Source organism: Mycobacterium sp. (genome assembly GCF_036490025.1).
Taxonomy (GTDB): domain Bacteria; phylum Actinomycetota; class Actinomycetes; order Mycobacteriales; family Mycobacteriaceae; genus Mycobacterium.
In genome coordinates, this window is sequence record NZ_DASXEP010000175.1 from 77,479 (window position 1) to 101,567 (window position 24,089).

The following is a 24,089-nucleotide window of genomic DNA, read 5'->3' on the forward strand; positions in this document are numbered from 1 at the left end:
GTTACTGGGTCTTACGGAATACGAGCAATGCCCGCCCGGGAAGTGAAACATCGTCGCCGTCGTTGACGACCAGCGTCACCGAACCGCTGGCATCGGTGGTGTCCAGGACGGCGGTCCACTCTTTGGCGTAGTCATCAGAGGGAATGACGAAATCCACCTCGTGATCGTGGGCGTTGAAGCACATCAGGAACGACTCGTCGATCACCCGCTCGCCGCGCGCATTGGGTTCGGGGATGGCTTGGCCGTTGAGGAACACCGCGACGCTCTTGCCGAATTCGCCGCCCCAGTCCTGATGTTGCATCTCCTTGCCTGCCGGGGTCAGCCAGGCGATATCGCGTACTTCGTCACCGCTGCGAATCGGCTCACCGTCGAAGAACCGGCGGCGACGGAACACCGGATGGGCGGCGCGCAACGCGGTGACCTTGCGGGTGAAGTCCAGTAGCTCACTATTCTCGTCGACCAACGACCAGTCCATCCAAGACAATTCGGAGTCCTGGCAGTAGACGTTGTTGTTGCCGTTTTGGCTGCGACCGATCTCGTCGCCGTGGGCGATCATCGGCGTGCCCTGGCTGAGCATCAGCGTCGCCATGATGTTGCGCATCTGCCGGCGGCGCAGGTCCAGGATCGCCGGATCATCGGTCGGGCCCTCGACACCGCAATTCCATGAGCGGTTGTGGCTTTCGCCGTCCTGGTTGTTCTCGCCGTTGGCTTCATTGTGCTTCTCGTTGTAGGACACCAGATCGTTGAGTGTGAATCCGTCATGAGCCACAACGAAATTGATACTCGCGCTGGGCCGCCGACCGGTCGCCTCGTAGAGGTCCGACGACCCGGTCAGCCGGGACGCGAACTCGCCCAGTGTCGCGGGCTCGCCCCGCCAGTAGTCACGCACGGTATCGCGGTATTTCCCGTTCCATTCGGTCCACAAACCTGGGAAATTGCCGACCTGGTAGCCGCCTTCGCCGACGTCCCACGGCTCGGCGATCAACTTGACCTGGCTGACCACCGGATCTTGTTGCACGAGATCGAAAAATGCGCTGAGTCGGTCCACGTCGTAGAACTCGCGGGCCAGCGTGGAGGCGAGGTCGAAGCGGAAGCCGTCGACGTGCATCTCGCTCACCCAGTAGCGCAGCGAATCCATGATCAGCTGCAGGGTGTGCGGGTTACGGGCGTTGAGGCTGTTGCCGGTGCCGGTGAAATCCTTGTATAACCGCAGATCCTCGTCGACGAGCCGGTAGTAGGCGGCGTTGTCGATGCCGCGGAAGTTGATCGTGGGGCCGAGGTGGTTGCCTTCGGCGGTGTGGTTGTACACCACGTCGAGGATGACCTCGATGCCCTGCTCGTGAAACGCCCGGACCATGGCCTTGAATTCGGGCACCGCACCGCCGCCCTGTGGGTTGGCGGCGTACTGGCTGTGCGGTGCGAAGAATCCGAAAGTGTTGTAGCCCCAGTAGTTTCGCAGACCCAAATCCAGCAGGCGGTGGTCGTGTAAGAACTGATGCACCGGCATCAGTTCGATCGCGGTCACATTCAGCGATTTGAGGTGCTCGATGACCGCCGGGTGAGACAGGCCGGCGTAGGTACCGCGCAGCGCTTCGGGGACCGCGGGATGGGTCTGCGTCATTCCTTTGACGTGTGCCTCGTAGATCACCGTCTCGTGGTACGGCGTGCGCGGCGCGCGATCGGCCGCCCAATCGAAAAACGGATTGATCACGACGCTGGTCATCGTGTGGCCGCGCGAATCGACATGCGGCGGAGTGCCGGTCTCGTCAGGGTCCTCGGCCGCAACGGTCAGGTCGTAGGAGAACAACGCCTGGCCGAAGGAGAACTCGCCCTCGAACGACTTGCCGTATGGGTCGAGCAGCAGCTTGCTGGGGTCACACCGGTGGCCGGCCGACGGCTCGAACGGACCGTGCACCCGATAGCCGTAGCGTTGGCCCGGGCTGACGTTGGGCAGGTAGGCGTGCCACACATACCCGTCGACCTCGTCGAGGCAGATGCGCGATTCTTCACCGTCAGCGCCGATCAGGCACAACTCGACTTTGTCGGCGATCTCGGAGAACACCGCGAAGTTGGTGCCGCCGCCGTCGAAGTTCGCGCCCAGTGGATAGCTGCTCCCGGGCCACACCGTGGCCAGCTGGGGCGGAGATGCCGCGGCGCCACTGTTGGGTTCGGACGGAGGCATCTCTCGACCTTAGTGGCGATGGCCCGGATCTGGCCGTCCGGGCGTTCGGCGAGCGCGTCACCACCAACCGGTGGCCGGACCGATCTGCCGGCCCAGCTCGTTGGTCATGGTGCGCACATAGGTAGCCGACAGGTGGTGAGCGTCGTGATATACCAACACGTTTCCCTCAACGGCAGGGCAGATCTCGGCGCGGCAAACCGCATCGCTCATGTCCAACGGCTTGAGCATCGGGAACTGCTCGACCCAGTCGAGGGTGGGGTTGTGGTCGGCGAGCACATCGGAGCGCTTGATTCCACACGACACCGCGTCGCCGCCTTTGGCCAGGCAGTCCGACGGGTTGAACGGCTGACCGTCTTTGACCAACCACGGGGTGTCGCGCATGGCGAGAATCGGAATGTTGTTGTCGGAGAACGTCTGCCAGATCCCGACATAGGTCCCCGGCATCACGTCGCCGGCCTTGATGTTCCACGGCCGCGTCGAGGTGGTGAACACGAAGTCCGGATGGTCGGCCACCACCTGTGCCATCGCCTTGGGCACCCAGTCGCGGCATTCCGGGTAGGGCGCATTGTTTCCCATCACCAACGGCATCTGCTCGGTGGACAGCGCGCAGCCCATTTTGAGGTAGGTGGTGACCTTGAAGTGATGTCGCCGGCCGAGGACGTCCAGCGCCGTCAGCCAGTGCTCGGCGTGCGAGCCGCCGGCGAGCGCGATGGTGCGGGTGGCGTTCTTGTCGCCGTAGGTGCACTTGATCACCGTGGTGTTGGAAAAGTCGCCGATGCAGCCGTCGCGGGTGGAGGGCGGGTAGTCCGTCTGGGCCTCCAGCACCGTGGGCCGCATCCGCAGGCGGGGCACTCGCACATGCTTGACGAGCGCGCGGGCACCGGGATAGTCGCTGGTACTCAGTGCGCTGAGTTCTTTGCCGCTGGCGCGTTCGACGCTGACATGCTCGCGCCAGGTGAATGCCGTCGCGGTGAGCGTCACGCCCAGCAGCCCGACCACCGATCCCAGCACCATCGTGGGGCGGCGCAGCCGTGTCCGCCAAGGCACGGCCCGCGTCGGCTGGGGCGCAGGATTGGCGGCTCCGCGATGCCGCAGCGGCTCTTCGATGTACAGGTTGGTCCAGTAGGCCAGCACTCCGGAGATCAGCAGAACGGCGGTGCCCTCGACGAACTTGGCGTGCGCATGACCGGTGTAGGCGAGCCAGAAGATCAGCAGCGGCCAGTGCCACAGGTACAGCGAGTAGGCCATCGCGCCGAGTCGGACCAGCGGACCCGTCGCCAGCAGCCGGTTGGGTAGCGGCAGCCTGTCACGGGTCGTCGGGTCAGCCTGACGGTTGGCGCCGGCCAGGATGAACAGCACGGCAGCGCCGACGGGGACCAGCGCCCACGGGCCGGGGAACTGCTTGACACCGTTGATCAGCGCGCCGCAGGACAGCACCGCGGCCAAGGCGATGGTGGCGGCCGCCGTGCGCAGCCACATCGGCCACCGGACGTAAGGCACCAGCGCGCCGACGAGTGCGCCCAGCAGCAACTCCCATGCCCGCGCAAAGCTGTTGTAGTAGGCGGTCGCCTGGTTGGCCTGGTGGGCGATGATCGCGTAGCTGAACGACGCCACCATCAGCACGCTCAGCACCAGCACGAACGCCGTCCGTAGCCGGTCGCCGAGTCGGCGCCGGAACAGGACCGCGAAACCGAAGATCAGCGCCAAAAATGCGATGTAGAACTGTCCTTGCACCGACATCGACCAGATGTGCTGCAACGGGCTGACGGCTTCGCCGGCCCGCAGGTAGTCGGCCACCGTGCCGGCCAGCTCCCAGTTCTGGTAGTAGCCGAGGCTGGCCAGACTCTGGTCGGCGAAGGTCTCCCAGCGGGTCTCCGGCTGGATCAGGATGGTCAGTAGCGCGCAGCCGGCCAGCACCACCACCAGGGCCGGCAGCAGTCGGCGCACCAGCCGAACGACTTCGGGTACCGGTGACAGCGACGACGCCGGATTGAGTGCCGCGCGAAGCAGTTTGCCGCCGAAGAAGAACCCCGAGAGAGCCAAGAACACGTCCACGCCGCCGGAAACCCGGCCGAACCACACGTGGAACATCGCCACCAACGCGATGGCAATGCCACGCAGCCCGTCCAGGTCGTGGCGGTAGAACGCCGTTGCCCGCTTATCCGTCGCGGGCTGCGCGGGGTGCGCAGCGCCTGCGTCGGGCGGGCGGGTCAGGGAGACAGTCATGGTTGACAGACAATTTACCTAACCCGCCGGCCACCCCGCGTGTTCGTAAACCGGCGGTCAGCTCCCGGTCAGGACTCCAGGATCCGGGTCAGGTACGGAGTCATTCCATTGGTGCGCGCCGGCGAGACCGTGACGGCAGGCTCGGTGGCCTCGATCATCTGGCCGTTGCCGAGGTACATCGACACGCTCTGCGTGCCGCCGGGGCCATAGCACATCAGGTCGCCCGGGCGCGCCTGCGCGGGCGGTACTTTGCGGCCGATGTTGCATTGTTCGGCCGAGGTCCGCGGCATCTTGATACCGGCGCCCGCATAGGCGTACTGGATCAGGCCGGAGGCATCGAAGCCCACGATGTTGGCTTTCAGCCCGGTGCCGCGGGTGGGACCTGCGGCGTTGCCGCCGCCATACAGGAACGGCACGCCGCGCTGGGAAAGCGCACGCTGAATCGCGTAGCTGGTTGACTGCTGGTAGCCCACCAGCGTCGGGCCGTCCGGATCGGCGCCCGCGATGTGGGGGTTGACCATCGGCAGCGTCAACAACAGGGCCAGGCTGAGCGGGACGGCGTAGTTGCGTCTCATGTTGATCACCTCTCTGTGGCTTCAGCGCGGTGACTTCACGCTTCCGCCGCCGTTCCCGGTTCACCACGGAGACTCATACGCCGGCCCGCCCCGTTGGAGGCCGCACGCCGCCACCTCGATCCAGCGCGGATCTGGGAGCGGTGCCCGTCGGTGAACCGCTGAATTCACAACAGTCACTACAGACACTGTGGCAACAAACTGCCGCCGCAGCCACCGCACGGGCCCTCTGAGCTGGATTTTTTGTCGTACCGTGACCCAACGGTGATCGGCTGCATGCCGGAGCCTCAATCCTGCGGGCGCAGCTGTGATTTCGCTCTCATTCGCCGACGTCGACGGTCTCGGGTCCGCTATGCCAGTACGTGCTGCTGAAGTCGGTCAGCGCCGAGCCGGTCGCGGAGCTGAACAGCACGAGCGAGATCGCCAAAATCGGCCAGAAGGACAGATACCACCCCTTCAGCAGCGACACCAACGGGCCGATCAGCGCGGCTGCGATCGCAGCGCCGACGCCGCCCCACACCACCGGGTAGATGTATAAATCGACGCCGAACGGGGCCGGCGGACAGTCGCCGGTGCAGACGTCCTTGAGGAAGCCGAAAAGTGTGGAATACCATTCGGTCCCGAACGCGACCGCCGCAAGCAGCGCCAGCAACCCGAGCAACGAGAGGACGTCCCATCCGACCAGCCGCAGCCGCAGCCGCGGCAGGGAGCCGGCGTGGTGGCCCGGGGGCGGGTCGTCGAACTGCTGCGGCGAGGCCATGGTGGTTCAATGCTGCCGGATGTCCGGGTTTTCTGCGACCGAACGCCTCGCCGGCTATGGCGCGCGTCGGGCTGCTTTACCCTCGTTCTCTATGACTTCTGCGGCCGCAGGACCGTCTGGGCTCACACCCGAGCAGATCAGCGCGATCGACGCGGCCCACCTGTGGCACCCGTACAGCACGATCGGTGCCGAAGCAGCGCCCCCGGTGGTCGCGGTCGGTGCCCGCGGCGCCTGGCTCACACTGGTCCGCGACGGTCACCGGGTCCAGGCGCTCGACGCGATGAGCTCCTGGTGGACGGCTGTCCACGGCCACGGCCACCCGGTGCTGGACGCGGCCCTGACCGGCCAGCTGGCCACCATGAACCACGTCATGTTCGGTGGACTCACCCACGAGCCCGCCGCCCGGCTGGCGCAGCTGCTGGTGGAGATCACCCCCGAGGGCTTGGAGACGGTGTTCTTCAGCGACTCCGGGTCGGTGTCGGTGGAGGTCGCGGTGAAGATGGCGCTGCAGTACTGGCGCGGCCGAGACCGGCCCGCCAAGCGACGGCTGATGACCTGGCGTGGGGGATACCACGGCGACACCTTCACACCGATGAGCATCTGCGACGCCGACGGCGGCATGCACGCCTTGTGGTCCGACGTGCTGGCAGATCAGGTTTTCGCCGCACAGGTTCCCCGCGATTACGACCCGGCCTACAGCGCGGCGTTCGAGGCGCAGCTGGCCGCGCACGCCGCCGAACTGGCGGCCGTGGTCGTCGAGCCGGTGGTGCAGGGTGCCGGCGGGATGCGGTTTCACGACCCGCGTTACCTGACCGACTTACGGGAGATCTGCCGCCGGCACGACGTGCTGTTGGTCTTCGACGAGATCGCCACCGGGTTCGGCCGCACCGGCGAGTTGTTCGCCGCCGACCATGCCGGCGTCAGCCCCGACATCATGTGCGTCGGCAAGGCCCTGACCGGCGGCTACCTCAGCCTGGCCGCCACGTTGTGCACCACCGACGTCGCGCACACGATCAGCTCCGGTGCGGCCGGCGCGCTGATGCACGGGCCCACCTTCATGGCCAACCCGCTGGCCTGCGCGGTCTCGGTAGCCGCCGTGGAGTTGCTGCTCGGCCAGGATTGGCGCTCGACGGTCGCCCAGATAGGCGCCGGGTTGACCGCTGGACTCGAGCCGGCGCGGGCATTACCGGGAGTAACCGACGTCCGCGTGTGCGGTGCCATCGGCGTCATCGAATGCGCCCGGCCCGTGGACCTGACCATCGCCACGCCGGCCGCCCTGGACCGCGGGGTGTGGCTGCGGCCATTCCGCAATCTGGTGTACGCCATGCCGCCGTTCATCTGCACACCCGACGAGATCGCGCAGGTCACCTCCGCGATGGTCGAGGTGGCTCGGCTCACCGGCTCTCGTAGGCTCTAGGCGATGACGCAGATCGATACGTCGCCGCTGGCGTGGCTGGAGGCGCATGCCGAGGCGCGCCGCCAGGCCGGGCTGCGACGAGAGTTGCGCCCGCGACCCGCAGTGGCGACCGAGCTCGACCTGGCGTCCAACGACTACCTGGGCCTGTCGCAGCATCCCGACGTCATCGAAGGCGGCGTGGATGCGCTGCGCACCTGGGGCGCGGGTGCGACCGGTTCGCGGCTGGTCACCGGCAACACCTCGCTGCACGAGGAGCTCGAGTCCAGCCTTGCCGAATTTGTCGGCGCCGCAGCAGGTTTGGTGTTCTCCTCCGGGTACACCGCCAACCAGGGCGCGGTGGTCGGATTGTCCGGCCCGGGTTCGCTGCTGGTGTCGGATGCCTACTCACACGCCTCGCTGGTCGATGCGTGCCGGCTGTCGCGGGCGCGGGTGGTGGTGACCCCACACCGCGACATCGACGCGGTCGACGCGGCGCTGGCCTCACGCGATGAGGATCGCGCCGTCGTCATCACCGAGTCGGTGTTTTCCGCCGACGGCGCGCTGGCTCCGGTACGACAGCTGCACGAGGTGTGCCGCAGGCACCGGGCGCTGCTCATCGTCGACGAGGCCCACGGACTGGGGGTCCGTGGCGCCGGCGGTCGCGGGTTGCTGCATGAGCTGGGCTCGGCGGGCGCGCCCGATGTGGTGATGACCACGACGTTGTCCAAGGCGCTGGGCAGCCAGGGTGGCGCGGTGCTGGGTTCGGTGGCGGTGCGGGACCACCTCATCGATGCCGCTCGGCCGTTCATCTTCGACACCGGTCTGGCGCCCGCGGCGGCCGGTGCCGCGCTGGCGGCACTACGGGTTTTGAGCACCGAGCCGTGGCGGCCCCAGGCGGTGCTGCGGCATGCGGGCACGCTGGCCGAGATTTGTGACGTCGCGCAGATTCCGCAGTCCGCCGTGGTGTCGGTGATCCTCGGCGAGCCCGAGGTGGCGCTGGCCGCCGCGGCGGCCTGCCTGGAGGCCGGGGTCCGGGTTGGCTGCTTCCGGCCGCCGACGGTGCCCGCCGGCACGTCTCGACTGCGGCTGACCGCACGTGCGTCGCTGGATCACGACGATCTCGGGCTGGCCCACGCGGTGCTGACCGACGTGCTGGCCGCGGCACGGCGTTGACCGTTCTGGTCGTCACCGGGACGGGGACCGGGGTCGGTAAGACCATCACCACCGCGGCCCTGACGGCTGCCGCGCGTAACGCGGGCGTCGACGTCGCCGTCTGCAAGCCGGTGCAGACCGGCACCGATGCCGGCGACGACGACCTCGCCGAGGTGACCCGGCTGACCGGGCTGACCAAAGTGGTCGGGCTCGCGCGCTACCCGCAGCCATTGGCGCCGCTGGCGGCGGCGGAGCAGACCGGGCGGTCGTTGCCCAGTCGCAGCAACGTGCTCAAACTCATCCGCGCGGTCGACCATCCGGGACAGCTGACCCTGGTCGAGGGTGCCGGCGGCTTGCTGGTCGAACTCGCCGACGGCGGCGTCACCGTGCGGGATCTCGCCGCGGAGCTGGGGGCAGCAGCGCTGGTGGTCGCCACCGCGGACCTCGGCACTCTCAACCACACCGCGCTGACGGTGGAATCGCTTGCAGCACATAACGTTTCCTGTGCAGGGCTGGTGATCGGCAACTGGCCGCTGCAGCCGGGGGTGGTGGAGGCATCCAACAGGTCCGCGCTGGTGCGTCTGGCTCCGCTGCGCGCTGCGTTGCCGGCCGGTGCCGGATCGATGAGCCCCGGCGAGTTCGCGGCGATGAGCGCGCACGCGTTCGACCGGGCCTGGGTGACCAGTCTGCTCAGCTGATGGTGCACTCCATCGAGCTGCTCTTCGATTCCGACACTGAGGCGGCGTTGCGTCGCATCTGGGATGACCTGGCCGCCGCGCATCTGTCGAGCCGCGTTCCGGCGGGCCGCCCGCACGTGACGGTGGCGGTGGCGCAACGGATCGAGCCCGATGTCGACGCACTGCTGCGGCCGATCGCGCAGCGACTGCCGCTGGCGTGCACGGTCGGGGCGCCGCTGCTGTTCGGCCAATCCAATGCCGTCCTGGCCCGGCTTGTCGTGCCGACGGCTGAACTGCTCGCACTGCACGCCGAGGTGCATCGGATATGCGGCCCGTACCTGTTTCCCGGCCCGTTGCCGAACAGCCTGCCCGGTCAGTGGACGGCGCACGTCACGCTGGCCCGCCGAGTTGAGGGCGCCCCACTCGGGCCGATCCTGCGTGCAGCGGGTCAACCGTCGGAGCTTCGCGGCAACCTCGCGGGTCTGCGGCGGTGGGACGGCACCGAACGCGTCGAGCACCGGATCCGTTGACTACCGACCGCTGCTACCGGGGCTTGCGCCACCGCCAGCGGTGTAGGATGCCTTGCCGGTGCCGGCCAATGCTCCGCCGGCCACGATCAGGTACTCGTCGCGGATAGGTTTGTCGGCGAAGAAGTCTTCGAGGATCTCCCGGGTACCCGCGGCGTAGCGGGCCTGCGCCGACAGCGTCGTGCCGGAGATGTGCGGCGTCATGGCGTTGTTCGGCATGGTGCGCCACGGGTGGTCCACCTGAGGCGGCTGCGGGTACCACACGTCGCCGGCGTAACCGGCCAGCTGGCCGCTCTTGAGCGCCGCCACGACCGCGTCGCGCACGCAGATCTCGGCGCGGGCGGTGTTCACGATGTAGGAGCCGCGCCGCATGGTTGCCAGCAGCTTTTCGTCGAACAGATGGTAGGTCTGCGGGTGCAGTGGAGCGTGGATGGACACCACGTCGACGGCGCGCACCAGCGACGCGGCATCGGGGTGGTAGGTGACGCCCAGTTCCTGTTCGAGGTTCTCCGGAAGTCGCCGCGTGTCGGTGTAATGCAGGTTGACATCGAAGGGGGCCATCCGTCGCAATACGGCGACGCCGATGCGTCCGGCCGCGACCACGCCGACGTCCATGCCCTCGACGTCGTAGGCGCGTTCGACGCAGTCGGCGATGTTCCACCCTCCGTCGGCCGCCCACTGGTGTGAGCGGACGAAATTGCGTACCAGCGCCAGGATCTGCATCACCGCGTGTTCGGCGACGCTGATGCTATTGCAGAAGGTCACCTCGGCAACCGTGATTCCGCGCGCGATCGCTGCGTCGAGGTCGACGTGGTCCGAACCGATCCCGGCGGTGAGAGCCAGCTTGAGATTCTTCGCTTTGGCGATCCGCTCGGCGGTCAAATATGCCGGCCAAAATGGTTGGGAGATCGCGACATCGGCGTCGGGCAGCTCCCGCTCGAACTCCGAATCCGGGCCGTCCTTGTCCGATGTGACGACCAGTTGATGGCCACCGTCTTCGAGGAATTGCCGCAACCCCAGGGCACCGGACACACAGCCCACCAGCTCACCGGGAGTGAAATCGATCGCCGATGGGGTCGGCACGGTCTGTCCGTCGGGATAACCATCGATCGTCGGGATGCTGTCGCGCGCATAGCCCGGGGGATAGCCGGTGACCGGGTCCGGATAGAGAACAAGCAGTACTTTGGCCATCACAATCTCCTTTTCTCGACGTGCCCAGCGGCTCCCCGGGGCCGATGCTCGCCCGACGGGATTCTCTCAGCCTTCACCACCCCGATCGCGAAAGGCCCGGCAGGGTCCGTTGGCCCGGAATGACGGCTAGGCGCTGAAAAGTAAGTACAACCCGGTGAACGTGTAGCTGACCATCACCAGCATCATGGTGAGCTGGCCGGTGAGTTGGTGGCCCGTGGGCAACAGCCTCAGCGCCTTGTCGTGCGCGGCGATCACCGCGACAATGTGCCCGGTGACCACGGACGTCACCTTGATGACTGCCAGCACCGTGGGGTGCAACGACAGCAGATAGGTGACGTGTAAATGCCCCAGCCCGAGTAGATTCCAGTTCCGGCCGAGGGGATCGGCCAGGGCGAACAGCGCCTGCTGCCCGCGCTCGACCAGATACGACAGGTAGTGCGCGAAGATGTAGCCAACCACGATGGGGATCAGCGAGTGCGCCAGCTGCCCGGGTAACGCGCGACGCTGCTCACGGTCGACCCCGCCCGCCGCACGGGCGGCCAGCGAAAAGGTCGTCGCCACCACCGCGACGAAAAACAGCAACCCGAGCGTGCGCAAGGCGCACAACGAAATCGACACGGGCACTGCGTGAATGCCGTGGGCGAGCCGATCGGCGAAGTTGCGCCAGGTTGCCGACGACGAGAAGCTGTCGAATGCAGTGGAGCCGAACAGCACCGCCAGCACGGCGACCGCGCCCGGCCGAACGGGCAGCGACGGCAGATGATCGAACGGATTGCCGATCGCAATTCTGTGCGTCTGAGGATCGCGCCGAAACGGCGAGAGCCGCGAAACCGCCATGCTGTACACGCCGAACGGGTCCGTCCGGGCGAACCATCGTTGCCCGCACAGCCATGCGCCGCCCAACAGCACAACGGCGTAAAACAGTAGCCATGTTTTCACCCAACCCAGCGCGGCCGGGTTGGGGCTGGCCAATTCCATCCAGACGAAGGCGAACAGCCCCGCCGCAGCCGGCCGATACCCCCAGGACTCCGGGTAGGACAGCCGCGGCCGCGCCAAGGGTTCCGGCGTAAAATGTTGCAGCAGAAGGTAAACGGTGCGCACCGGGGAGATGACCCGCCACACGGGTCCGAGGAGCAACGACATCGCCACCAGCCCGACCCACAGCAACACGTAAAAGACGCCGAGCAGCGCGTTGGCCTGAGTCTGTGGTCCGCACAGCCCGGCCAGCAGCACCCACCCGGTGAAAGCCAACGCCGTGGCGGCGGCGAGCCCGCGGATAACGCGTGAGTCCACCAGCGTGGTCAACACTGCCGGCAACGGGTGCGCGGGCTTATCCGGATCGAACCGTGGCCGGCGCCAGGCGAAGGCGACCAGGGCGAAGGTGAACGTCAACGCCCACGCCGCCCCGATCACCGAAAAGGCGTACGGCACGGGAAGATCACTCGACCCGCCAAGGCCGTGCGCCAGGATGACCTCAGCCAATGGCGCCGCTCCTCCTCATCGCTGCGTTCTGCATTGTCGCCGGCGCGTCGGTCACGGATGCACGTGGATCGTCGCGACGGTGCGGTCGAGATGATGCAGCTCGACGTCGACACTGCCCGGAACGTCAACGCTGAACTGGAACGTCTGGTTGGCTGCGGCGGCCACCTCGAACTTGTGGTCAGGCACCGAATGCACATGCAACTCGTCGGTGACGTCGCTGGTGACATGCAGCGTGATGGGCTGGCGAACCGTTGCCTGCAATGTCGCGTTGGCCGGCGTGACCTGCCCGTGCGCGATGGTGATGTCGACCGTCAGGCCGCCGCTGCTGGCGGTTTTCGGCGCGCTGTCACACCCGGCCGCGACGACAAACAGCGCCGAAACCGCGACGGGGACAATCGCTTTGCGAATTCCCGGCAAGGCGCTCACGCTGCCCGCGGAGGCGCGTGCTGTACGGCCTCTTCTCCGGGCTCGTTCGGTGCGTGCTCCGAATTGCTGATCCGTCCGGCACCCCATGTCAGCGCGGTGACCACGCACAGCGTGAAGAACAACACCACTATTCCGCCCGCAGTGAACAGCCACGCGGGAACGCCCGGATCGCGCTCGCGCTGCAGGATTGAGACCTCGAAGGCGAACGGCCGGGTGCCGTTGGTCAACGCCGGAATCTCCGGCACCGGGATGGCGGAATCGGCCGGCGCCCAGATCGGCACCGCGGCCAGATCCCGGCCGTCGTGGACGCGCAGCAGTGTCTTCCAGTCACCCGAAACCGGGATCGGCTCGGTGGACACGTAATGGCCGGGCCCGACTTTCTGCAGCCGGTTGATCACTAGTCCGCGGTGGTTTTGCATTTTGCCCTGCCAAGCCAAGATCGTGACCCAGTCCGGGTGTTCGCCGGCCATGGTGGGCGGGTTGAGCTGGACGTCAGCCGACGCCAGACGCGGTCCGGGTGGACTGGGCAGGTCGGTCAGCTTGATGGTCGCGGTGTCCTGCTTGGGGACGTGGATGTGCAGACCGTTGGCGACAGTGCCGCCGATGACGAGAACGGTCAGGGCCACCGCGGTGATGCCGAACGCGCGGCTCGGCAGCCGCTGGCTGGTCAACACCATCCCGAACAACGCCGCGCACACTCCGGCCAAAATCGCCACCGGCACCGCCGTCGGCAGCGCCTCCCGCCACAGGTCGATCGGCCATGGGTAGTGGTAGACCGCGCCGATCCACAGCGACTCGAGCCACAAACCCACTGTGCCGATGCCAAGTCCGGACACGGCGCCGAACAGGATTGGGCGACGGAAAAGCGGTGTCAGGGCAACCAACTCGACGACCAGGGCCGGACCCAGGTACAGCGGGAACCAGTTGATCGGGGCACCCAGGATCGGCCCGACGATCAAGGCGACAGCTCCGCGTAGCGCGATCGCGAACAGTGCCGCGATGATCGCGGCGCCTTTGCCGAGGGTCATCCGGGCGACGATGGTTCCGATGGCAGCGGCCGCGGCGATCAATAATGGCTGGAAGACCAGTCGGAATTGCGGGACGCCGAAGTCGAATTCGATCTGATAAACCGACATACCGATCAGCAGGCCGCCGGCGGACAAATAGCGGAGGAATTTGATGAACGGCCTGTCATGGCGTTCGAGCGCTTCGTCAGCGGGTGTTTCTTCAATTTTGCGCGCGCCCTCGTACTCCAGCAGCAGGACCGCGAACAGGGAGAAGTTGGCGCCGCCGATCATCATCAGATGAGTCGGACCCCACAGCGTGACGTCCTGGCCGAAGATGCGGTGCCAGATGTCGTCGAGCGGGAAGCCGAGCATCGCGTAGAGGCCGCATCCGGCCATCAGTATCCCGCCGACCGGGGCGTACCAGTTGCGGGTGATGCGTACCGCGGCCGGACCCGGCTTGTCGAACGGCAGCACCACCGAGATCATCCCCGCCAGGAAGATTCCGAACAGGCCGATGATGATGAAGTAGTGGGCCGGGTTCGCCAGCGGACCGGGGTCGCGGCCGTTGCCGATATGCCAGCTGACGTCCCAGATGAAACCGAACAGGGCGCAGATGATGGACGTCGTGAAAACGAGAATGGTCAGCGCGACCCAGGACGGCCGGTGGAACTTGTTTCCCAGCCGCTCGGCGATCGTGTTGAACCAGGTGATCCGGTGCGTGCGGTGGGCCCAGCCGACATAGAGCATGACCGCGCCGATGATCATCGCGGCGAACGACAGACCAATTATCTGGTTGAGGCCGGCACCGCGCGCCGGCGGCTCCGCTGCAAGAAGTGTCGGAATCACCGTGCTACCTCCCACCACGCCGCGCCGTCCGGACGTCTCCCGGGGCACCAACTGACTTCACGGTAGGTAGCCTGCGGGTCGTCCGCTCAAACTTCGCGGTATTAGCTAGCGGCGCCGCTCCTCCTCATCGCGGCGCCGGTCTTTGATCGCGACGTACAACACCACGGCGACGACGATCACCGCCGGCAAGAAGGCGGGGCCGGCCAGCAAGAGCCAATGGTGGCCCAGGTATTCGACGTGTGGACTATTCAATCGCGGTCACTCCCGGGGCTCTACTACTTACCCCAGTGGAGTACCCGGCATCCGCCGAGCCGACCACATGACGTTTGTGCAGGTGCACACCGCTAGCCTAGCCTGGGCACCGTTCGACGCTGGTTGCCGTAAGCCCGGGATCGTCCCGCATCCCGCGGGCGTGGACGGGACAAAGACAAGAGTTAAGGAGTAGCTGGTGACGCAGGCGGCGACTCGGTCAACATCCGATACCGACAGCACCGACATCCTGGCGGTGGCCCGCCGGCAAGTGCTCGAGCGCGGCGAGGGTCTGGGCCAGCAGCAGGTGCTGGAAGTGCTGCAGCTAGCCGACGAACGGCTCGAGGAGCTGTTGGCCCTGGCCCACGAGGTGCGGATGGCCTGGTGTGGTCCCGAGGTCGAGGTCGAAGGCATCATCAGCCTGAAAACCGGCGGTTGCCCGGAAGACTGTCACTTCTGCTCACAGTCGGGATTGTTCGCCTCGCCGGTGCGCAGCGCATGGCTGGACATCCCCAGCCTGGTAGAGGCAGCCAAGCAGACCGCCAAGACCGGCGCCACCGAGTTCTGCATCGTCGCCGCGGTGCGCGGACCCGATGAGCGACTACTGGCACAGGTGGCGGCGGGCATCGAGGCGATCCGCGACGCCGTCGACATCCAGATCGCCTGTTCGCTGGGCATGCTGAGCGCCGAGCAGGTGGACCGGCTCGCGGCGATGGGCGTGCACCGCTACAACCACAACCTGGAGACCGCGCGCTCGTTCTTCCCCAACGTCGTCACCACCCACAGCTGGGAAGAGCGCTGGCAGACGCTGTCGATGGTGCGCGAGGCCGGCATGGAGGTGTGCTGCGGAGGCATCCTGGGCATGGGCGAGACCGTCGAGCAGCGCGCCGAGTTCGCTGCCGATCTGGCCGAGCTGGACCCCGACGAGGTCCCGCTGAATTTCCTCAACCCGCGACCGGGCACGCCGTTCGGCGACCTCGACGTACTGCCGGCCAGCGAAGCGCTCAAGGCGGTGGCCGCATTCCGGTTGGCGCTGCCCCGCACCATGCTGCGCTTTGCCGGCGGTCGCGAGATCACGCTGGGCGACCTGGGCGCCAAACAAGGCATCCTGGGCGGCATCAACGCCGTCATCGTGGGCAACTACCTGACCACGTTGGGACGGCCCGCCGAGGCCGATCTGGAGCTGCTCGACGATCTGCAGATGCCGATCAAGGCGCTCAACGCCAGCCTGTAGAACGAGACGGTGATGCTCCGCGATCTGCCGGTGCCTGTCAGTGCGGGCCTCTACAACATCTATACGGGTGAAGCGTGCGCCGACGATGTGGCCGGCACCCCGATACCGACGGCGGCTCAGCTGGGCTTGGAACCGCCCCGGTTCTGCGCCGAGTGCGGCCGCCGCATGGTGGTGCAGGTCCGCCCCGACGGCTGGTGGGCCAGGTGTTCGCGGCACGGACTGGTGGACTCGAGCGATCTGGAGGCGCGCCGATGACCGACGTGCAGGCCCACAGCGCGCCGCGAATTTCTCGACGGCGCGCGGCCATCACGATGGCGGCGGGGCTGCTGCCCATGGGAGTGCTGGTCGGCGCGCTCTGGGCGTGGCTCGCCTCACCGGTCAAGGGTGCGGTGGCGCTGACCCATAGCGGTGAGCGGCTGCACGAATACCTGGGCAGCGAAGCCGACCATTTCTTCGTCGCCGCGTTCTTGATGCTCGGGCTGCTGAACGTCGTGGCCGCCGTGGCAGCGGTGCTCGCCTGGCAGTGGCGCCCACATCGCGGCCCCGAGATGGTGGCCGGGCTGTGCGCGGGCATGGTGATCGCGGCCGGCGCCGCGATCGGCGTCGGGGTTCTGCTGGCGCACTTGCGTTATGGCACAGTGAATTTCGCTGCCGCACCGGTGAGCCACGATCACCCGCTGTACTACTTCACTGAGACGCCGTCGGTGTTCTTCGGACCTTCTCGGCTGCAGGGCACCTGCACGCTGCTGCTGCCGGCCGCGACCGCCGCGCTGGTGTACGCGGTACCGGCTGCCGCAACAGCGCGGGACGATCTCGGTGGCTATCCGGCCGTCGAGGCGGTGCATCCCCGGACCGAAAGCGCTGAAAGCGCGCCACCGTTATAGCGGGCGGCGGTGCACGGCCTTTCCGCTGATCACCTTGGCCGCGATCACGGCCAGTCGCGCCATGCCGACATAGGTCGCCGGGTTGAACATCGTCGGCCATGTCGTTCTGATGAGATGATCGCGCAGCGGCCGGCGTGCGAACCGGTCCTGCAGCCAGCGCAACGCCATCGGCGCCGACAGCGGATGCAGCAGCAGATGCTCGTTGAACGCATCGCGGTGATAGGTCACATCGGCGCCGCCTGCGGAGTACGCGTCGGCCAGCCGGTCGATGTCCCCGACGTCGATCAGGTAGTCGTGCACCGCCTGCACGATCAGCACCGGCGGGGTGGGCACCTTGGCGCCCAGCCTGATGCTGTCGAAGACGTGCTGCACCTCGGGCATCGTCAGGATTTCTTCCAGCGGGCGGTCCAGGAATTTGCCGACGTCCTTCTTGGCCATCCTGATGACCGCGCCCACCGTGGTCATGGTTTCCAGCCGCCGCAGCAGCGCGCGTCCCTCGTCGCTGGCGTGCTCGTCGATGACCCGATCCAAGTCGGGGTAGATGTGGACCAGCGCGGCGATCACCATCGCCGGCAAACCCGACAAGAAGCTGCCGTTGAGGCGGCGGAAGGTGTGGCCGAGGTCACCGACCGGTGACCCGAGCACCGCGCCGACGATGTCCAGCTCGGGCGCGTAGTCGGCGCACAGCTCGGCGGCCCACGCGGTCGCCAGCCCACCCCCGGAGTAGCCCCACAGCGCCACCGGGGCCGACGAGGACAACCCGAGCCGCTCGGTGTTCAGCGCGGCGCGAACCCCGTCGAGAATGAAGTAGCCAGGTTCGAAGGGCGCGCCCCACATTCCGGCGCGGCCTTCGTGGTCGGGGATCGACACCGCCCAGCCTTCGGCCAGGGCGGCGGCGACGAGCAGGTATTCCAGCTGCGCCAGGGCGCCGACGGCCTGTGCACGTCGCCGCAACGCATACGACGGAAAACAGCGGGACGACACCGCGTCGATCGCGCACTGGTAGGACAACACCGGGCAGGGCCGGTCAGGCGTGGCGTCCGGGGGCACGATCACCGTCGTCGCCGTCGCCTCCGGCTGCCCGTGCATGCCCGTCGTGCGGTACAGCAGCTGGGTGGCCATGGCCCGCTGCGGGACCAGGCCCAGGAACGCGAGCTCCACGTCGCGCGAACGCAGCACCGTGCCGGGCGTGGCGTGCTGGTAACCAGGCGGCGGGTCGTAGAACGAGTCGTCCGACGGCAGTAGCGGGCGGGTCTTGGCCTGCAGGTCCTCATGGGGCGTACGACCGATCCACTCGGCACCGGTTTCGGTTGCGCTCGCAAGGTTGCCAATGTCCATCCGGGCATTGTTGCTTAAGAGGGCATTAAGAATCCAGTCGGCCCGCCGGTGAGTCACCAAAGTCATGTCGAGCCGGGAGGGCGCAGCGCGGCGAACTCGTCGGTGACCCGCAACTGTGAATCCGCGAAGCGGTACAAGGCCGCGGGGCGGCCGCCGCTACGGCCGGACTGTGCGACAGTACCCGTCGGGCTGATGACGCCGCGGCGGGCCAGCACCCGCTGCAGGTTAGTGGTATCGACTTGGTGGCCCAGGGTGGCGCTGTAGATGTCGCGCAGCGTCGACAACGCGAATTCGGTTGGAGCCAAGGCGAATCCGATATTGGTATAGGACATTTTGGCGACCAGCCGGGTGCGAGCGTGCCCGACCATCGGCCCGTGGTCGAACGCCATCTGCGGCAGCGCGGTGACCGGATGCCAGCGGGTGTCGGGCGGGAGCTCCGGGATGGCAGGGGAGGGCACCAGCCCCAGGAAGGTCGACGCGATCGTACGGGTGCCGGGCAGTCGCTCGGGTTCGGAGAACACTGCGAGCTGCTCCAGGTGAGCTACTTCCCGCAGGTCAACCTTCTCGGCGAGCTGGCGCCGCACCGACGTCGTCATGTCCTCGTCGTGGCGCAGCTGCCCGCCCGGCAGAGACCACGCTCCTCGCTGCGGGTCGCGGGCGCGCTGCCACAGCAGAACGTTGAGCTGCGGCTTCTGTGCTTTGGGGCCTGATCCGAGCCCGCGTACCTGGAACACGACAGCGAGCACTTCATGCGCAGTGCTAATATGGGCCATGTTTTCGATTATAAGTCGAAAACCCAGCCGGAGGGCGAAAGGATCGACTATGACAGTCGTGAATCGCACCGATTTGCTGTCAAATGGGTTAGTGGAAGACATGGCAAACGATCTGGCCGCGGGAATCACCAACTCTTCCAACGGTTTCGGCGGCATCGAGGGCGACGCGCGATGGGCGGCCGAGATCCGTCGACTGGCCGACCTGCGCAACGCCACGATCCTGGCGCACAACTATCAGCTGCCGGCCATCCAGGATGTCGCCGACCACGTAGGTGACTCGCTGGCGCTGTCCCGGGTTGCCGCCGAGGCGCCCGAGGACACCATCGTGTTCTGCGGCGTGCACTTCATGGCCGAGACCGCGAAAATCCTCAGCCCGAATAAGACGGTGCTCATTCCGGATCAGCGCGCCGGGTGCTCATTGGCCGACTCGATCACAGCCGAGGATCTGCAAGCCTGGAAGGACGACCATCCCGGCGCGGTCGTCGTCTCCTACGTCAACACCACCGCCGCAGTGAAAGCACTCACCGACATCTGCTGCACCTCCTCCAATGCCGTCGACGTCGTCGCCTCCATCGACGCCGGACGGGAGGTGTTGTTCTGCCCGGATCAGTTCCTCGGCGCCCATGTGCGCCGGATGACCGGCCGACAAAACCTGCACGTCTGGGCCGGTGAGTGCCATGTGCACGCCGGAATCAACGGCGACGAGCTCACCGACCAGGCGCGCAAGCATCCTGATGCCGAGTTGTTCGTCCACCCGGAATGTGGCTGCGCGACCTCGGCGCTGTACCTGGCCGGCGAGGGCGCCTTCCCCGAGGATCGGGTCAAGATCTTGTCAACCGGCGGCATGCTGGACGCCGCGCGTGCCACCCAGGCCCGCCAGGTGTTGGTCGCCACCGAGGTCGGGATGTTGTATCAGTTGCGCAACGCCGCCCCTGGCGTCGACTTCCGCGCGGTCAACGATCGCGCGTCGTGCAAGTACATGAAGATGATCACCCCCGCGGCGCTGCTGCGGTGCCTGGTTGACGGGGCCGACGAGGTCCACGTCGATGCGCAGACCGCGCAACGTGCGCGGCAAAGCGTGCAGCGAATGATCGCGATCGGTCAGCCCGGCGGCGCCGAATGAGCATTTACCCCGCCTGGCAGGAGAGCGCCGACGTCGTCGTCATCGGCACGGGTGTCGGCGGTCTGGCCGCGGCGCTGGCCGCGGATCGTGCCGGACAACGGGTGGTGGTGCTCAGCAAGGCGGGCCGCAAACCCGGCGCGACGGCGACACACTACGCCCAGGGCGGGATCGCAGTGGTGCTGCCGGACACCGACGACTCGGTCGAGGCGCATGTCGCCGACACGCTCGCGGCCGGCGCCGGACTGTGCGATCCCGACGCCGTGACGTCGATCGTTGCCGACGGGTTCCACGCCGTCACCGAATTAGTCGGCGACGGAGCACAATTCGATCAGGCTGCGACCGGAGGCTGGGCACTTAGCCGGGAGGGTGGCCACTCGCGACGGCGCATCGTGCATGCCGGCGGTGATGCCACCGGCGCCGAGGTGCAACGGGCGCTTGACCATGCGGCGAGCACCCTGGACATCCGCGCTGGCCATGCCGCGCTGCGGTTGCTGCATGACGCCGGTTCGGGTGCCGACGCCGTGACCGGAGTGCTGGTGGCCGATCGCAGGGGGATCGGCGTCGTGCACGCGCCGTCGGTGATCCTGGCCACCGGCGGGCTGGGGCAACTCTACGGCGCGACAACCAATCCCGCGGGCTCCACCGGCGACGGGATCGCGCTGGCGCTGTGGGCCGGTGTCGCGGTGAGTGACATCGAGTTCATTCAGTTCCACCCGACGATGCTCTTCGACGGTCGTGACGGCGGTCGCCGACCGCTGGTCACCGAAGCCATTCGCGGTGAGGGCGCGGTTTTGGTTGACAGTCAAGGCAATTCGGTGACCACCGGGGTACACCCGATGGGGGATCTGGCGCCACGCGATGTCGTGGCCGGTGCCATCGACGCGCGGCTGCGCGCGCTCGGCGAACAGTGCGTCTACCTTGACGCGCGCGGCATCGACGATTTCGCCCGCCGCTTCCCGACCGTTGCGGCCGCGTGCCGGGCAGCCGGCATCGATCCGGTTCGCAGACCCATCCCAGTGGCCCCGGGTGCGCACTACAGCTGCGGTGGCGTGGTCACCGACGTGCACGGCCGCACCGAACTGCCGGGGCTGTTCGCCGCGGGCGAGGTCGCGCGAACCGGGATGCACGGCGCCAACCGGCTGGCATCCAACAGTCTGTTGGAGGGCCTGGTGGTCGGGGGCCGGGCGGGACGGGCTGCGGCACAGCACGCAGCGCTGCTGGGACGTGTCCGCGCGACGGGCGTGCAACCCGCCGACGGTGCGGCGCTGGTCCGCAGCGACCTACAGCAGGCGATGAGCCGCGATGCCTCGGTGGTCCGCGACGCCGACGGCCTGCACCGCTTGATCGTCACGCTGTCGACGGCGCCGCGGGTCGCGGTCACCTCCCGAGCCGGCCTGGAAGAGGCGGCATTGACCGTCGCCGCCCGCGCGGTGGCAACGGCCGCGCTGGCCCGCGAGGAGAGCCGAGGTTGTCACCACCGCGCCGAATACCCCAAGGCCGCCGTCGCGCCGGCACGCAGCCTCATCGTCCGACTGGGCGATGACTACAGCGCGCAGGTCGAGGAGTTGGCGGCGGTCAGCTGATGGGCCTCCCGCCGGCGACGATCAACAGGGCAGTGCGATCAGAACAAAGCAGGAGGAGCGGCGTCATGTTGTCTGACGACGAGCTCGCCGAGGCTCGTGCCACGATCACCCGCGCGCTGGACGAAGACCTGCGCTACGGCCCGGACATCACGACTGCGGCTACCGTGCCCGAAGGTGCAATCACCACCGCTTCGCTGATCACCCGCGAGCCCGGTGTGATCGCCGGGGTCGACGTCGCGTTGCTGGTGCTCGACGAGGTGCTCGGTACTGGCGGCTACCGAGTCCTCAACCGCGTCGAGGACGGGACCCGGCTGCAGCCGGGCGCGCCGGCGTTGACGGTGGAGGCGCAGACGCGGGATCTGTTGACCGCGGAGCGCACGCTGCTGAACCTGGTATGCCATCTGTCCGGGATCGCCACCGCGACCGCGGCGTGGGTCGACGCGGTGCACGGCACCACGACGAAGATCCGCGACACCCGCAAGACGCTGCCCGGTCTGCGGGCTTTGCAGAAGTACGCGGTGCGAGTCGGCGGCGGCCTCAACCACCGGCTCGGCCTGGGTGACGCGACGCTGATCAAGGACAATCACGTCGCCGCGGCGGGATCGGTGGTCGCGGCGCTGCGCGCGGTGCGGGCGGCCGCGCCCGATCTGCCGTGCGAGGTCGAGGTCGACTCGCTCGAGCAGCTCGACGAGATCCTGGCCGAGGGCGCCGAATTGGTGTTGCTCGACAACTTTCCGGTCTGGCAGACCCAGATCGCGGTGCAACGCCGCGATACCCGCGCGCCGGACACCAAACTCGAGTCCTCGGGCGGGCTTTCGCTGGATACCGCCGCGGATTACGCCGGGACCGGGGTGGACTACCTCGCAGTCGGGGCGCTCACGCATTCGGTGCGGGTGCTCGACATCGGGCTGGATATCTGAGATGCAGCAGCTGACGTTCGAAGAGGCCGGCCTATACGCATGGCGCGATGTCCCGGACCCGGAGATCACCCAGCCGCAGCAAGCGTTGGTCCGGCCCTTGGCGGTGGCGTGCTGTGACCTCGATGTCGCGGTTGCGCGCGGCGCGGCGCCGCTACCGCCGGGGTATGCGGTCGGACACGAGGGGATCGCGGAGGTCATCGCAGTCGGTGACGCTGTTTCGGGAGTCGCGGTGAGCGACCGGGTCGTGGTGCCGTTCCAGCTCAGCTGCGGAACCTGCCGCGAATGCCGCCGCGGCGTCACGAGTTCATGCGGTTCGCTGCCGTTGATGGCGATGTACGGACTGGGCCCGCTCGCCGGCCTGGACGGTGGCGGGTTCATGTCGGATCTGGTGCTGGTGCCCTACGCCGATGCGATGTTGATCCCCCTGCCGGCAACCGTCGACCCGATCGCGGTCGCCTCGCTGTCAGACAACGTCCCCGACGGCTGGCGCACGGTTGGCCCCTTCAGGGCGGAATTGGCCGACCTTGATGCGGCCGACCGCCGTGTGCTGGTCATCGGCAAACTGTCGATAGGGATGTACGCGGCCGCGCTCGCCGCGGCGCTTGGCTATCACGTCGATTACGTCGACACCGACCCGGTCCGCCTCGCCGCAGCGGAGAAACTCGGCGCAGTCGTTCACGACGCCGCCAAGCCAGACAAATCCTGGGACCCCTACCCGATCACCGTGCACACGTCCGGTGATCCGTCGCTGCTCGCCGCGGCGCTCCGCGCGACCTGGCCGGACGGCGTGTGCACCGACACCGGTATCTACTTCCAGCCGACCGTCGAACTGCCGATGCTGCGGACCTACACGCGAGGAGTGCGGTTCATCACCGGGCGGGTCAGTGCGCGGGCCGTGATCCCGGAAATTCTGGATTTGCTGGGCGGCGGGTGCGACCTGTCACCGGTGCTCGACCGCGTCGTCCCGTGGGAGGAAGCGCCGTCGGTCTGGCCGACGATGACCGGTAAGACCGTCTTCACCCGCGGTTAGCCGTGTGACGATGCGGGCCGGAACGGCCCGAGGAGGAGTGCGGCAATCCGGACTAGGCGATGTCGGCGACGAGAACCCCGACCCGGCCGATCTGCTGCCGAGCCAGAAAGGGCAACCCCGCGCCGTCGCTGCCGGCCGGCAGCACCCGCGGATTGATCAGGTGCACATTCTTGCGGATGAAGTGCAGATCAGCCTCGCCCGCAGCCAGCACGTTCTTGACCCAGTCGGTCTTACCGTGGCCCAGCGCGATGGCCAGCACGTTGCCTTTGCGGTACGCCGTCACGATCGTCTCGTATGGCTTGCCGGACGTGCGGCCCCGATGCTTGATCACCGAAAACCCGGGCAGGTAGCGCGCGAACGGCCGGACCGCGGGGTTGAAGTATTTGATTTGAAAGCTCTCCAGCCAGGGCGGGAAAATCATCGGAACGCCCGGGGCGTTGTTGGGATGGTCCTTCGCGGACATGGCGGCTCTCTTTTCTTTTCCGGTGCCGTCACTGTACCGGTCCGATAT

General features: G+C 67.4%; 22 protein-coding genes and 1 pseudogene. 11 read left to right on the forward strand and 12 right to left on the reverse strand.

Annotation, left to right across the window (positions count from 1 at the left end; all coding sequences use genetic code 11):
* Nucleotide 1 precedes the first annotated feature (1 nt).
* The 4 genes and pseudogenes from glgX to VGG53_RS20580 all read right to left on the reverse strand — a co-directional run bounded on the left by glgX (nucleotide 2) and on the right by VGG53_RS20580 (nucleotide 5,740).
* Nucleotides 2–2,182, reverse strand: coding sequence for a glycogen debranching protein GlgX (glgX, locus tag VGG53_RS20565; protein ID WP_331519942.1), 2,181 nt, complete (start codon nucleotides 2,180–2,182; stop codon nucleotides 2–4).
* 57 nt (nucleotides 2,183–2,239) lie between these two features.
* Nucleotides 2,240–4,408 (reverse strand): acyltransferase family protein, encoded by a 2,169-nt coding sequence (locus VGG53_RS20570; protein WP_331519943.1) that lies wholly within the window; start codon nucleotides 4,406–4,408, stop codon nucleotides 2,240–2,242.
* A 77-nt stretch (nucleotides 4,409–4,485) separates the two neighbouring features.
* Nucleotides 4,486–4,983, reverse strand: a pseudogene (ripD, locus tag VGG53_RS20575) (NlpC/P60 family peptidoglycan-binding protein RipD); the annotation flags it as partial.
* Between the two features lie 316 nt (nucleotides 4,984–5,299).
* Entirely contained in the window at nucleotides 5,300–5,740 is a 441-nt protein-coding gene (locus VGG53_RS20580; RefSeq protein ID WP_331519944.1) for a hypothetical protein, read from the reverse strand.
* A 91-nt stretch (nucleotides 5,741–5,831) separates the two neighbouring features.
* Between VGG53_RS20580 and VGG53_RS20585 the strand changes: the two genes are divergently transcribed.
* Genes VGG53_RS20585 through VGG53_RS20600 form a run of 4 tightly spaced genes read left to right on the forward strand, consistent with a single transcriptional unit; the run spans nucleotide 5,832 to nucleotide 9,495 of the window.
* A complete protein-coding gene (locus VGG53_RS20585) occupies nucleotides 5,832–7,157 on the forward strand; it encodes an adenosylmethionine--8-amino-7-oxononanoate transaminase (protein ID WP_331519945.1) in 1,326 nt (441 codons plus the stop codon).
* 3 nt (nucleotides 7,158–7,160) lie between these two features.
* Nucleotides 7,161–8,309 (forward strand): 8-amino-7-oxononanoate synthase, encoded by a 1,149-nt coding sequence (locus tag VGG53_RS20590; RefSeq protein WP_331519946.1) that lies wholly within the window; start codon nucleotides 7,161–7,163, stop codon nucleotides 8,307–8,309.
* Nucleotides 8,306–8,986 carry a dethiobiotin synthase gene (gene bioD, locus VGG53_RS20595; RefSeq protein ID WP_331519947.1) on the forward strand — a complete coding sequence of 227 codons (681 nt, stop codon included), beginning with the start codon at nucleotides 8,306–8,308 and terminating at the stop codon, nucleotides 8,984–8,986. Before VGG53_RS20590 ends, bioD begins: the two co-directional genes overlap by 4 nt.
* Nucleotides 8,986–9,495, forward strand: coding sequence for a 2'-5' RNA ligase family protein (locus VGG53_RS20600; RefSeq protein ID WP_331519948.1), 510 nt, complete (start codon nucleotides 8,986–8,988; stop codon nucleotides 9,493–9,495). The genes bioD and VGG53_RS20600 overlap by 1 nt, the downstream gene beginning before the upstream one ends.
* Here VGG53_RS20600 and VGG53_RS20605 read toward each other — a convergent pair whose 3' ends face one another.
* The 5 genes from VGG53_RS20605 to VGG53_RS20625 form a co-directional block, all read right to left on the reverse strand.
* A complete protein-coding gene (locus VGG53_RS20605; RefSeq protein ID WP_331519949.1) occupies nucleotides 9,496–10,683 on the reverse strand; it encodes an NAD-dependent formate dehydrogenase in 1,188 nt (395 codons plus the stop codon). It abuts the gene before it with no gap.
* 126 nt (nucleotides 10,684–10,809) lie between these two features.
* Nucleotides 10,810–12,165, reverse strand: a complete 1,356-nt coding sequence (locus VGG53_RS20610; protein ID WP_331519950.1) for a hypothetical protein — start codon at nucleotides 12,163–12,165, stop codon at nucleotides 10,810–10,812.
* A gap of 51 nt (nucleotides 12,166–12,216) precedes the next feature.
* Nucleotides 12,217–12,537 carry a hypothetical protein gene (locus VGG53_RS20615; protein ID WP_331519992.1) on the reverse strand — a complete coding sequence of 107 codons (321 nt, stop codon included), beginning with the start codon at nucleotides 12,535–12,537 and terminating at the stop codon, nucleotides 12,217–12,219.
* Nucleotides 12,538–12,587: 50 nt separating this feature from the next.
* On the reverse strand, nucleotides 12,588–14,363 hold the full coding sequence (locus VGG53_RS20620; protein ID WP_331519993.1) for a hypothetical protein: 1,776 nt from the start codon (nucleotides 14,361–14,363) through the stop codon (nucleotides 12,588–12,590).
* A gap of 186 nt (nucleotides 14,364–14,549) precedes the next feature.
* Nucleotides 14,550–14,696: a hypothetical protein gene (locus VGG53_RS20625; protein WP_331519951.1), complete on the reverse strand. Its 147-nt coding sequence runs from the start codon at nucleotides 14,694–14,696 to the stop codon at nucleotides 14,550–14,552.
* A 196-nt stretch (nucleotides 14,697–14,892) separates the two neighbouring features.
* Between VGG53_RS20625 and bioB the strand changes: the two genes are divergently transcribed.
* From bioB to VGG53_RS20640, 3 genes are read left to right on the forward strand one after another with little or no spacing between them, the layout of a single operon-like run.
* On the forward strand, nucleotides 14,893–15,927 hold the full coding sequence (bioB, locus tag VGG53_RS20630) for a biotin synthase BioB (RefSeq protein ID WP_331519952.1): 1,035 nt from the start codon (nucleotides 14,893–14,895) through the stop codon (nucleotides 15,925–15,927).
* Between the two features lie 12 nt (nucleotides 15,928–15,939).
* Nucleotides 15,940–16,182, forward strand: a complete 243-nt coding sequence (locus VGG53_RS20635; RefSeq protein ID WP_331519953.1) for a hypothetical protein — start codon at nucleotides 15,940–15,942, stop codon at nucleotides 16,180–16,182.
* Nucleotides 16,179–16,811, forward strand: coding sequence for a DUF2567 domain-containing protein (locus VGG53_RS20640; protein ID WP_331519954.1), 633 nt, complete (start codon nucleotides 16,179–16,181; stop codon nucleotides 16,809–16,811). The genes VGG53_RS20635 and VGG53_RS20640 overlap by 4 nt, the downstream gene beginning before the upstream one ends.
* Here the strand turns inward: VGG53_RS20640 and VGG53_RS20645 are convergent.
* On the reverse strand, nucleotides 16,806–18,149 hold the full coding sequence (locus tag VGG53_RS20645) for a lipase family protein (RefSeq protein ID WP_331519956.1): 1,344 nt from the start codon (nucleotides 18,147–18,149) through the stop codon (nucleotides 16,806–16,808). The two genes, VGG53_RS20640 and VGG53_RS20645, sit on opposite strands and share 6 nt — an antisense overlap.
* A gap of 62 nt (nucleotides 18,150–18,211) precedes the next feature.
* Nucleotides 18,212–18,922 (reverse strand): NUDIX hydrolase, encoded by a 711-nt coding sequence (locus VGG53_RS20650; protein ID WP_331519957.1) that lies wholly within the window; start codon nucleotides 18,920–18,922, stop codon nucleotides 18,212–18,214.
* 100 nt (nucleotides 18,923–19,022) lie between these two features.
* Between VGG53_RS20650 and nadA the strand changes: the two genes are divergently transcribed.
* From nadA to VGG53_RS20670, 4 genes are all read left to right on the forward strand, one after another.
* Nucleotides 19,023–20,045 (forward strand): quinolinate synthase NadA, encoded by a 1,023-nt coding sequence (gene nadA / locus VGG53_RS20655; RefSeq protein ID WP_414689017.1) that lies wholly within the window; start codon nucleotides 19,023–19,025, stop codon nucleotides 20,043–20,045.
* The gene (locus tag VGG53_RS20660; protein ID WP_331519959.1) at nucleotides 20,042–21,628 is read left to right on the forward strand and encodes an L-aspartate oxidase; all 1,587 of its coding nucleotides are present in this window, start codon (nucleotides 20,042–20,044) and stop codon (nucleotides 21,626–21,628) included. The genes nadA and VGG53_RS20660 overlap by 4 nt, the downstream gene beginning before the upstream one ends.
* 65 nt (nucleotides 21,629–21,693) lie before the next feature.
* Nucleotides 21,694–22,548 (forward strand): carboxylating nicotinate-nucleotide diphosphorylase, encoded by an 855-nt coding sequence (gene nadC / locus VGG53_RS20665; protein WP_331519960.1) that lies wholly within the window; start codon nucleotides 21,694–21,696, stop codon nucleotides 22,546–22,548.
* 1 nt (nucleotide 22,549) lies between these two features.
* Nucleotides 22,550–23,578, forward strand: a complete 1,029-nt coding sequence (locus VGG53_RS20670; protein WP_331519961.1) for a zinc-dependent alcohol dehydrogenase — start codon at nucleotides 22,550–22,552, stop codon at nucleotides 23,576–23,578.
* A gap of 52 nt (nucleotides 23,579–23,630) precedes the next feature.
* Here the strand turns inward: VGG53_RS20670 and VGG53_RS20675 are convergent, their stop codons facing one another.
* Nucleotides 23,631–24,041, reverse strand: coding sequence for a nitroreductase family deazaflavin-dependent oxidoreductase (locus VGG53_RS20675; protein WP_331519962.1), 411 nt, complete (start codon nucleotides 24,039–24,041; stop codon nucleotides 23,631–23,633).
* Between the last annotated feature and the right edge of the window lie 48 nt (nucleotides 24,042–24,089).